Origin of the sequence: Nocardioides sp., assembly GCF_034670285.1 — a bacterium.
Classification (GTDB): domain Bacteria; phylum Actinomycetota; class Actinomycetes; order Propionibacteriales; family Nocardioidaceae; genus Nocardioides.
The window spans coordinates 1-10,239 of sequence record NZ_JAXMNS010000098.1 but is presented as its reverse complement, the minus strand read 5'-3'; the positions used below and the strand labels follow the sequence as shown (position 1 = coordinate 10,239).

Annotated in this window: 8 protein-coding genes; 3 read left to right on the top strand and 5 right to left on the bottom strand. The window is 70.8% G+C overall.

Annotated elements, in window-relative coordinates:
- A partial coding sequence (locus VOI19_RS06940; protein ID WP_323792230.1) for a DUF6350 family protein occupies positions 1-384 on the bottom strand: 384 nt, incomplete at its 3' end.
- Between the two features lie 67 nt (positions 385-451).
- Here VOI19_RS06940 and VOI19_RS06935 point away from each other — a divergent pair.
- Positions 452-2,356, top strand: coding sequence for a hypothetical protein (locus VOI19_RS06935; RefSeq protein WP_323792229.1), 1,905 nt, complete (start codon positions 452-454; stop codon positions 2,354-2,356).
- Positions 2,357-2,386: 30 nt separating this feature from the next.
- Positions 2,387-3,163 carry a hypothetical protein gene (locus VOI19_RS06930; protein WP_323792228.1) on the top strand — a complete coding sequence of 259 codons (777 nt, stop codon included), beginning with the start codon at positions 2,387-2,389 and terminating at the stop codon, positions 3,161-3,163.
- 82 nt (positions 3,164-3,245) lie between these two features.
- On the opposite strand, the gene sucD is transcribed toward VOI19_RS06930, so the two are convergent.
- On the bottom strand, positions 3,246-4,127 hold the full coding sequence (sucD, locus tag VOI19_RS06925) for a succinate--CoA ligase subunit alpha (RefSeq protein ID WP_323792227.1): 882 nt from the start codon (positions 4,125-4,127) through the stop codon (positions 3,246-3,248).
- A gap of 19 nt (positions 4,128-4,146) precedes the next feature.
- Complete coding sequence (gene sucC, locus VOI19_RS06920) at positions 4,147-5,307, bottom strand: ADP-forming succinate--CoA ligase subunit beta (RefSeq protein ID WP_323792226.1); 1,161 nt, start codon at positions 5,305-5,307, stop codon at positions 4,147-4,149.
- A 333-nt stretch (positions 5,308-5,640) separates the two neighbouring features.
- Here sucC and VOI19_RS06915 point away from each other — a divergent pair, with 333 nt between their 5' ends.
- The gene (locus tag VOI19_RS06915) at positions 5,641-6,573 is read left to right on the top strand and encodes a M23 family metallopeptidase (RefSeq protein ID WP_323792225.1); all 933 of its coding nucleotides are present in this window, start codon (positions 5,641-5,643) and stop codon (positions 6,571-6,573) included.
- Positions 6,574-6,886: 313 nt separating this feature from the next.
- On the opposite strand, the gene pcrA is transcribed toward VOI19_RS06915, so the two are convergent.
- Positions 6,887-9,262, bottom strand: a complete 2,376-nt coding sequence (pcrA, locus tag VOI19_RS06910) for a DNA helicase PcrA (RefSeq protein WP_323792224.1) — start codon at positions 9,260-9,262, stop codon at positions 6,887-6,889.
- Between the two features lie 12 nt (positions 9,263-9,274).
- Positions 9,275-10,239: HNH endonuclease (locus VOI19_RS06905; RefSeq protein ID WP_323792223.1), on the bottom strand; the 965-nt coding region annotated here is incomplete at its 5' end.

Here is a 10,239-nt window from a genome sequence, read left to right as displayed (position 1 = left end):
GACGCGCTGGCCGTCGGCGATCTCCTCGACGTCCGGTCCGTGGCCCGAGATCGCGACGCCGATGCGCTGGCCCAGGCGCCACAGCGTCCAGGCCGCCAGGAGGGTGATGCCGAGCGGCATGACGTCGACGGGGACCCCGTCGATCCGCACGCCGGAGCCGTGTCCCATCAGCCACGCCAGCGCCCCGGTGCGCAGGCCGTCGCGAGGCACTCCGTGCGCGCCGCCGTCGGCGAGGAACCACCCGACGACCCCTGCGGCGAGGCACACCAGCAGGGTTCCGGCCGCCGCGGCAGCGCCGCCGAGGGTCGCGACCAGCACCAGCGGACGGCGGGTCGAGAGGTCGGCCAGGCGGTCGGCGTCGCGGGGTGGCAGCAGTGCGGTCATGACCCGACCAGTCTCGCGCGACGACCGGCGTCGCCGCGACAGGCACGCCGGGTACCGTGGACTGGTCATGAGAGACCCCGAGAAGTTCGACGATTTCTACAAGGACGCACGCGAGCGGCTGCTGGTGCAGACCTTCGCCCTCACCGGCGACCTGGCTGCCTCGCGCCGCGCCGTGCGCGACGCGTTCGTCGTCGCCTGGCACCACTGGCGCAAGCTGTCGCTGCTCGACGACCCCGAGTCCGTCGTCCGTCCTCACGCCTGGCGCCTGGCGCAGCGACGTCACACCGCGCGCGTGTGGCACCGCGACAAGAACATCGGCACCGAGGTGAAGGCCACCCTCGACGCCCTGGGCAAGCTGAGCGTGTCGCAGCGACGCACGATGATCCTCACCCAGCTCGCCGCCGTCTCGATGCCGCAGATGGCTCGCGAGGTGGGGGTCACGCTCGAGGTCGCGCAGAACGAGCTGCAGCACGCCGCCACCCAGCTCTCGCTCCAGCTCGACCTCCCCGCGTCGGCCCTGCGCCCGCGCTTCGACGACGTCTCGGCCTCCCTGGTCGACGCCGTCCGGTGGCCGCGCCCCTCGATCATCCGCCGCGCCGGGGCTGCTCGGCGGCGCACCCACACCGGGGTGGGCGTGGCGGTCGCGGTCACGGCCCTGGTGGTGAGCGGATCGCTGCTCGTCGACAGCGCCGGCGCCCGGCCCACCCTCGACCGCCCCGCCTTCACCGAGGGCACCGCGGTCCTCCCCGACCCGGACACCGACACCGATGCCGCGGCCGGGGTGACCGATCCGCCGCCACCCACGCTCACCGAGACCAGCATGCTCGGCGCCGCCGACCTCAAGGCCCGCTTCGACGGCCGCTGGTCGATCCTCGACACCAGCGGCAACGACGAGGGCACCGGACTGGTCCTGCCCTGCCAGCTCGAGCGGTACGCCGACCCGCGCGGCGCCGCCGCGCTCGTGCGCACCTTCACCACCGCGACCGGCAAGAAGAAGCGGGCGCAGACCGACGCCGTGCAGGCCACCCAGCTCACCGAGGCCTCCTCGTCGACCAACCGTGCCAAGCGCGCCTTCCGCACGGCATCGACGTGGTTCGGCGACTGCACGCAGGGCCGGGTGCAGCTGCTCGCCACCGCCACGCCGAAGAAGGTGGGCGACCAGTCCCTGCAGATCGTGCTGGAGTCGTGGGGCAACCCTCAGCGCAGCCACGTCATCTCGCTCGCCCGCACCGGCGTCTACACGACCACCACCGTCGTCAGCTCCCCCCTCGGTGACAACGACGGGGCAGCAGCCCGCACGGCCGCCGGCCGGCTCCTCTCCGGGGCCGTGCAGAAGCTGTGCTCGCTGCCCGATGCGGGCGCGTGTGGCACCAAGAAGGCCGGCGTCGTCCTGCGCGACCCGCTCCCCGCCGGCGCCACCCCGTCGATGCTGTCGGAGATCGACCTGCCCCAGATCGGATCGATCAAGAAGCCCTGGGTCGGCACCGAGCCGCGCAAGCCGGTCACCAACGACGCGGCGTCGTCGTGCGACACCACCAGCTTCCGCGGGAAGTTCCGCGACCGCGCGTTCACCAACAACGCCACCCGCACGTTCGTCATCCCGGGCGCCAAGCTGCCCACGGAGTTCGGCCTCACACAGACGGTCGGCTCGCTGCCCGGCGGCCGCGCCGAGGCACTCGTCGAAGCGGTCCGGGGCGCGCTCGGCGGGTGCGACGCGCTCAACACCGAGGTCGACCGGGTGATGGGTGCCGACGTCCGCGACACGTCGCTGAGCGTGTGGCGCCTGGCCGTGGAGGTCACCGACTCGCGGACCGTCATCTTCTACATGGCGATCATGCGCAACGGCACGGCGGTCTCGCAGCTGGGCTTCCTGCCCTCCTCGTCCGGCGACCTCACCTCACCGGAGTTCGTCGCCCTGGCCCAGCGTGCCCAGGACCGGCTCGCGCAGCTGCCCAAGCCCGGCAAGGGCTAGCGCGCCGACCCCAGGTCGGAGGCGATCGGCGTGGCTGCGTCTCACGAGCGCCCACGACGTGGGGAGCAACGCTCACGGTGGCGCAACGTCGCCCTCGCCGTCGTCGGCACCCTCGCCGGGCTCACCCTCGTCGCGGGGCTCGTGGCGCTCGTGGCCGGCCTCACCGGGCCACCACGCGCGGCACCCGCACCCGTCAGCTCGTCCCGACCGATGGTGACGGCCGTCCCGCCGGGCTTCCCGCTGACCGCCGACTACCCGGAGACCAACCAGGACCTGAGCCCCGTCACGGTCGTGGACGACGTGCCGACGACCGCCTTCCGGCTCTGCCCCGGGGTGGGGTTCGAGGCGGCCGCGGCGAGGGTCTCGAGGCTCCCGAGGCTCACTGCCACGGCCGCGGCGTCGTACACCGCTCCCAAGAGCGCAGGTGCCCGACTGCTCACGGTCTGGGCGGACGAGCCCAGCGCAGCGGCGGCCCTGCAGAGCGCGCGAGACGCGCTGGCGGCCTGTGTGGACGACGACGTCGTCACGACCGAGCGGGAGACCGGCTACGACGTGGCGGCCGCCGTGTTCACGCGTCAGCCCACGCCGGGCACCGACCCCGGCACGCCTGACCTCGAGGTCTACGAGGTCGTGCAGGTGCGCAACGCCGTCTACCTGTCCTATGCCGCCGGCTCCGGCGCGAGCGACCGGTCCGCGGAGGCCGCGCTCGCCGGCGTGCAGCGGGCCGCTGCGGACTCCGCGGTCGTGCTCTCCGCGGTGACCGCCGTCTTCGGGGCTGCCGCCGACCGTACGGCCCCCGCCGACTGACGCACGGCGCCCCACAACGACAGACGCGCGGACCACCGGCACGAGTGCCGGCGATCCGCGCGTGTGCGCTGACCGAGGTGGGTCAGAGGTTCTTCAGGACCTCACGCATGAGCTCAGCGGTCTCGGACGGCGTCTTGCCGACCTTGACGCCGACGGCCTCGAGGGCCTCCTTCTTGGCCTGCGCGGTGCCCGAGGAGCCCGACACGATGGCGCCGGCGTGGCCCATGGTCTTGCCCTCGGGAGCGGTGAAACCGGCCACGTAGCCGACGACCGGCTTGGTGACGTGGTCCTTGATGTAGGCCGCGGCCCGCTCCTCGGCGTCGCCACCGATCTCGCCGATCATCACGATCGCCTTGGTGTCGGGGTCGGCCTCGAAGGCAGCCAGGGCGTCGATGTGGGTGGTGCCCACGATCGGGTCGCCGCCGATGCCGATGGCGGTCGAGAAGCCGTAGTCCTTCAGCTCGAACATCATCTGGTAGGTCAGGGTGCCCGACTTCGAGACCAGACCGACCGGACCGGTGCCCGAGATGGTGTGCGGCGTGATGCCGGCCAGCGACTCACCCGGCGTGATGATGCCGGGGCAGTTGGGGCCGATCATCCGGGTGGACTTGCCCTCGAGGTAGGCCCACACCTCAGCGGTGTCCTGGACCGGCACGCCCTCGGTGATGACGACGAGCAGCTCGATGCCCGCGTCGATCGCCTCGATGCAGGCGTCCTTGGTGAACGCCGGCGGCACGAAGAGCACCGACACGTTGGCGCCGGTCTCCTTCATGGCCTCGGCCACGTTGCCGTAGACGGGGAGGTCCTTGCCGCCGAGCTCGACGTTGGTGCCGGCCTTGCGGGCGTTGACACCACCGACGATGTTCGAGCCGGCCTCGACCATGAGGGTGGTGTGCTTGGAGCCCATCCCACCCGTCATGCCCTGGACGATGATCTTGGAGTCCTTGTTCAGGTAAATGCTCATGTTGTGTTCCTCGTCCGATTCAGGCGTTGGCCAGCTCGGCGGCCTTGTCGGCCGCGCCGTCCATGGTGTCGACCGTGGTCACCAGCGGGTGGTTGAGCTCCGCCAGGATCGCGCGGCCCTTCTCGACGTTGTTGCCGTCGAGGCGGACGACGAGCGGCTTCGTGGCCGAGTCGCCGAGGATCTCCAGGGCACCCTTGATGCCGTTGGCGACCTCGTCGCAGGCGGTGATGCCGCCGAAGACGTTCACGAAGACGCTCTTGACCTGCTCGTCGTTGAGGATCACGTCGAGGCCGTCGGCCATGACCTGCGCGTTGGCGCCGCCACCGATGTCGAGGAAGTTGGCGGGCTTCACGCCGCCGTGTGCCTCGCCGGCGTAGGCGACGACGTCGAGGGTCGACATGACCAGACCCGCGCCGTTGCCGATGATGCCGACCTGGCCGTCGAGCTTGACGTAGTTGAGGCCCTTGGCCTTCGCCTTCGCCTCGAGCGGGTCAGCAGCGTCCTTGTCCTCGAACGCGGCGTGGTCCTCGTGGCGGAACTCGGCGTTCTCGTCGAGCGAGACCTTGCCGTCGAGCGCCTCGAGCTTGTCACCGGCCAGGCGGGCGAGCGGGTTGACCTCGACGAGGGTGGCGTCCTCCTCGATGAAGCACTTCCACAGCGCGAGCACGGTGGTCACGGCCTGCTCGACCAGCGCCTCGGGGAAGCCGGTCTCGGCGACGATCTCGCGGGCCTTGGCCTCGTCGACGCCGGTGCCGGCGTTGATGGCGATCTTCTTGATCGCGTCGGGGTTGGTCTCGGCGACCTCCTCGATCTCGACACCACCCTCGATGCTCGCGATGCAGAGGTACTGGCGGTTGGACCGGTCGAGCAGGAAGGAGAAGTAGTACTCCTCCTCGATCGACGCAGCCGGAGCGATGAGCACCCGGTGGACGGTCAGACCCTTGATCTCCATGCCCAGGATCGCGGTGGCGTGCTCCTCGGCCTCGTCCGGCGTCTTGGCCAGCTTGACGCCGCCGGCCTTGCCGCGGCCGCCCGCCTTGACCTGGGCCTTCACGACGCAGACACCGAGCTTCTCGGCGGCGGCGCGGGCCTCGGCCGGCGTGGTCGCGACGATGCCGAGCGCACCCGGTACGTCATGCTTGGCGAAAAGCTCCTTCGCCTGAAACTCCATCAGATCCACAGGTCCACCATGTTCCTTGTTGTCGATCGGCAGCCGGCCAGAGCCGCTCCTGCCGTGTGTGTTCGTGGGTTTGTCCGCTGGGCACCTTAGTCCTGTCTCGCGGCAGGTCGGGCACTCGGTCCACCCCAGTCACCCGAGATGTTGTGCAAATCTCCTGCGGTCCTACCCGACTTGGGGCAGAATCAACCTCACCCGGATTTCGAAGACCGTGACCAATCCGTTACTGTCTGTGGTCGTTGCCGGTCGCCGTCCCCGACGATCGCTCACCGTCCATCACCCCCCGACCTCATCGGAGCCTGCTGACTCATGGGAAACCACCGCGCCGAACGCCCCGTGCGTAACGCAACGTCGGAGTCCCCGCAGGTCACCCCGTATGCCGGGCGTCGGGTCCGCGCTGCTGTCACCGAGGCGCCTGCGCCGGACCTGGGCAACCTCGACCTCACCGCCGAGATCCCCGTCGTGGCCCGACAGGCCGCCGGCGGCAAGCGCAAGGCCGTCAAGCACGCCGGCGCCCGCGGCCCGCTCTTCCGCGGCCTGCCGTCGGCCCCGCTGCTGCTCGGCGTCGCCACCCTCGCCGTCGCGATCAGCGGTGTCGTGATCTCGACCCCCGACTCCGCCGAGACCCAGCTCGCGGCCTCCTCCAGCGACATCTCGCTGCGCGCGGCCACCGCTGCCAGCGGCGTCAGCGGCATCGGCAGCGTCGGCACCATGCGTGGCCGCGACCTCAGCCGCTCCTCCTCTCGCGAGGCGCTCCAGCAGGCCGCCGGCGAGGAGCTCGCCGAAGCCGCCGAGGCTCAGGTCGAGGTACGCAACGAGGCGCTCGGCCAGCTGCAGGCCAAGGTCGAGGAGCAGGCGAAGAAGCTTGCCGACAACCGCTGGGTCCAGCCCCTCTCCCCCGTCGTGCTCACCGCCCGCTACGGCCAGTACGGCCTGTGGGCGAGCTATCACACCGGTCTCGACTTCAACGGCAACACCGGCGACTCGATCCGCGCCATTGCGGGCGGCGTCGTCACCTTCGTCGGCTACGACGGCGCCTACGGCAACAAGACGGTCGTCACCCTCGATGACGGCACCGAGATCTGGTACGCCCACCAGACCAGCCAGTACGTCTCCGTCGGGGAGCGCGTCGCCGCCTCCGACGTGATCGGCACCGTCGGCTCGACCGGCAACGTCACCGGCTCGCACCTGCACGTCGAGGTCCGCCCCGGCGGCGGCGACCCGGTCGACCCGTACGCGGCCATGGTCGTCAACGGCGCCAGCTTCTGACGCAGGGCACCCTGGTCGTCGAGTAGTCGGCCGACCCGCCGCCCAGGTCGTCGAGTAGTCGGCCGACCCACTGCCCGGGTCGTCGAGTAGTCGGCCGACCCACTGCCCCGGTCGTCGAATAGTCGGCCGACCCACTGCCCTGGTCGTCGAGTAGTCGGCCGACGAGCGAAGCGAGACGCCGACGTATCGAGACGCACCCCGCCCCGCCGTACGCCACCGACTCACCACGTCTCGATACACCCGGCCCGCGACTGCGTCGCTCGGCCGGGCTACTCGACGACCGATGAAGCTGTAGGCCGGAGCGAGCTCCGGCCTACAGCTTCTCCACCGGGGCGTAGCGGAGCAGGAGTCGCTTGACGCCCTCGGACCCGAAGTCGATCGAGGCCGAGGCCTTGTCGCCCTGCCCCTCGAGCGAGACCACGGTGCCGAGCCCGAAGCTGTCGTGGACCACCCGGTCACCCGGGTCGAGGTTCGGGACCGCGCGGGCGGGCTTCGCCTTGGACGCGGCGTCTGCTCGCGCGGCGGCGGAGGAGAAGTTGCGGCGCCCGGCAGCGGTCGGCTGACCGAAGCCGGTGTAGGCCGGCGAGCCGGAGGCGAGGTCGGGGCGGCTCCAGCTGGTCTGGGCGGCCTCGGTGCGCTTCCAGTCGATCAGGTCGATCGGCAGCTCGTCGAGGAAGCGGCTGGCCGGGTTGTGCGCGGGCGCGCCCCAGGCCGAGCGGACCACGGCCCGCGAGATGTAGAGGCGCTCACGGGCGCGGGTGATGCCGACGTAGGCGAGGCGCCGCTCCTCCTCCAGCTCGACCTGGTCGCCCAGGCTTCGTGAGTGCGGGAAGATCCCGTCCTCGAGGCCGGTGAGGAAGACGGTCGGGAACTCCAGGCCCTTGGCCGTGTGGAGGGTCATCAGGGTGACCATCCCCTGGTCCTCGGGGGCGTCGGGGTCGGGCTCGTCGGGGATCTGGTCGGTGTCGGCCACCAGGGCGACCCGCTCGAGGAAGTCCGCGAGCCCCGGCACGACCTGCCCGGCGTCGACGTCGGCCGGGTCAGCGCTCGGCCCGGCGACGGGATCCTCGGAGAACTCCCGCGCGACCGCGACGAGCTCGCCGAGGTTGTCGACCCGGGTGGCGTCCTGCGGGTCGTCGGAGGCCTCGAGCTCGTCGAGGTAGCCCGAGCGGGCCAGCACGGTGTCGAGGACGACGTCCGCGCGCTCACCGGCGTCGACCATCGACTGCAGCTCCTCGACGAGGGCCACGAAGCCGCGGATGTTGGTCAGGCTGCGCGTGGCGATGCCCGGGGCCTCCTGAGCACGGCGCAGCGCCTCCCAGAAGGTGATCCGCTCGCGGTTGGCAAGCTCGTTGACGCACTCGACGGCGCGGTCGCCGATGCCGCGCTTGGGCACGTTGAGGATCCGGCGCAGGCTCACCTGGTCGTCGGGGTTGACGAGCATCCGCAGGTAGGCGAGCGCGTCGCGGACCTCCTTGCGCTCGTAGAACCGCACCCCACCGACGACCTTGTAGGGCATCCCGGTGCGGATGAAGACCTCTTCGAACACCCGCGACTGGGCGTTGGTGCGGTAGAAGATCGCGACGTCGCCGGCCCGAAGTCCGTCGTCGGTGAGCTTGTCGATCTCCTCGGAGACGAAGCGTGCCTCGTCGCGCTCGTCGTCGGCGACGTAGCCGACGATCCGGTCGCCGTCGCCGGCATCCGACCACAGCCGCTTCTCCTTGCGGCCCTTGTTGTTGCCGATCACCGCGTTGGCGGTCGTGAGAATCGTCTGGGTCGAGCGGTAGTTCTGCTCGAGCAGGATCGAGCCGGCGTTGGGGAAGTCCTGCTCGAAGTCGAGGATGTTGCGGATGTTGGCTCCGCGGAAGGCGTAGATCGACTGGTCGGCATCGCCGACCACCATCAGCTCGGCGGGCTCGACGCGCTCGTCCTCGGCCTGCTCGGGGTTGTCGGCGCAGAGCTGGTGGATCAGCGCGTACTGCGCGTGGTTGGTGTCCTGGTACTCGTCGACGAGCACGTGGCGGAACCGACGCCGGTAGGTCTCGCGCACCGCAGGGAACGCCTGGAGCAGGTGCACGGTGCTCATGATCAGGTCGTCGAAGTCGAGGGCGTTGGCCTCGCGCAGCCGCCGCTGGTAGGTCGTGTAGGCCGCCGCGTAGGTCTCGTCGAGGGAGTTCTTGGCGTCCTTGGTGGCGTCCTCGGGGTCGCGCAGCTCGTTCTTCTGGTTGCTGACCCAGTGGAGCACCGGGCCGGGCTGGAAGCGCCGCGGGTCGAGCTCGAGGTCCTTGATGACCAGCGCCATCAGGCGCTTCTGGTCGGCTGCGTCGTAGATCGAGAAGTTGCTCTTGTAGCCGAGCAGCCCGCACTCCTTGCGCAGGATGCGCACGCAGGCGGAGTGGAAGGTGCTGACCCACATGATGCGGGCGCGCTTGCCGACGAGCTCCTCGACGCGTTCCTTCATCTCGGCCGCGGCCTTGTTGGTGAAGGTGATCGCCAGGATCGATCCGGGGTGCGCCTTGCGCTCGGAGATCAGCCAGGCGATGCGGCGCGTCAGGACCCGGGTCTTGCCCGAGCCGGCGCCGGCGACCACGAGCAGTGGTGCTCCGGCGTGCTGGACGGCGGCTTGCTGGGGCTCGTTGAGGCCCTCGAGGAGTCGGTGCTGGCCTGGCTGTTCTGACGGCGTACTCATGCTGGTGCCAGCCTACGCGGCGCTCGGGTCCTCACTGATGTCGATGTCGAAGGCGGGGTAGTAGAGCGTGAGGGCGGGGCGTCGTCGCGCGCCTTGTCGGGTGCGTGCGGGTGTGGGTGGGGCGGGTGCGCGGGATCGGTGTCGGTGTCCGGTGGGGGTGGTGGTCTCGACCGTGTGCCGGTCTGCCGCGTCGTCGTGGACGGTTCTGTGGCTCCACCCATCGGCCTGCTTGGCGAAGTTGCAGGCCTGGCAGAGGCCCTGGGTGTTGCTCTCGGTGGTCTGCCCGCCGACCGCTGCGGGGGTGATGTGGTCGGTGTGGCGGATGGGGGCGTCGCACCAGGGGGTGCGGCAGATTCCTTGGTCGCGGAGCTTGAGGAGGTCGGCGAGGCCGTCGGTGGTGAAGCGTTGACGGGTGCTCATCGCGACGAGGCGTCCGGTGGGGTCGGCGTAGAGCGAGCGGACCCAGGACGTGGTGGGTGAGGACAGGGTGTGGGCGGCGAGGTTGCGCGCGACCTGGGCCGGGATCGTGGGCGCACCGGGTGCGTCGGGCAGGACGGCGGATTCGTGGCCGGCGCCGAGGAGGGCCTGATCAGAGATCACGACGTCGATGGTCACGGCGACGTCGTCGGCGGCGGTTTGTCCGGTGAGGCGTTCGACCATGAGGTCGGCCATGATCTGGGCTTTGCTGCGCTCGTCGCCCTGGCTGATCAGGGAGGCGGCGGCGGTCGTGAGGGCCGCGTAGGCGGCAACGCCCTGGGCGACGGGGAGGAGCCCGTTGAGGTAGACCATCGTGTCGGGGGTGGGGCGGATGGTGACCCGGCGGGCCTTCTCGGCCTTGGCGTTGCGGCGTACGACGGCGGCGGGGTCGAGGGCCTGGACCCGGCGGCGGATCTCGCCGGTGAGCTGGGCGGTGCCCATCGTGTCGACCGGGCTGTATCCGTCGGCGTCGACGCCGCAGACGGCCTCGTCGAGGCCGG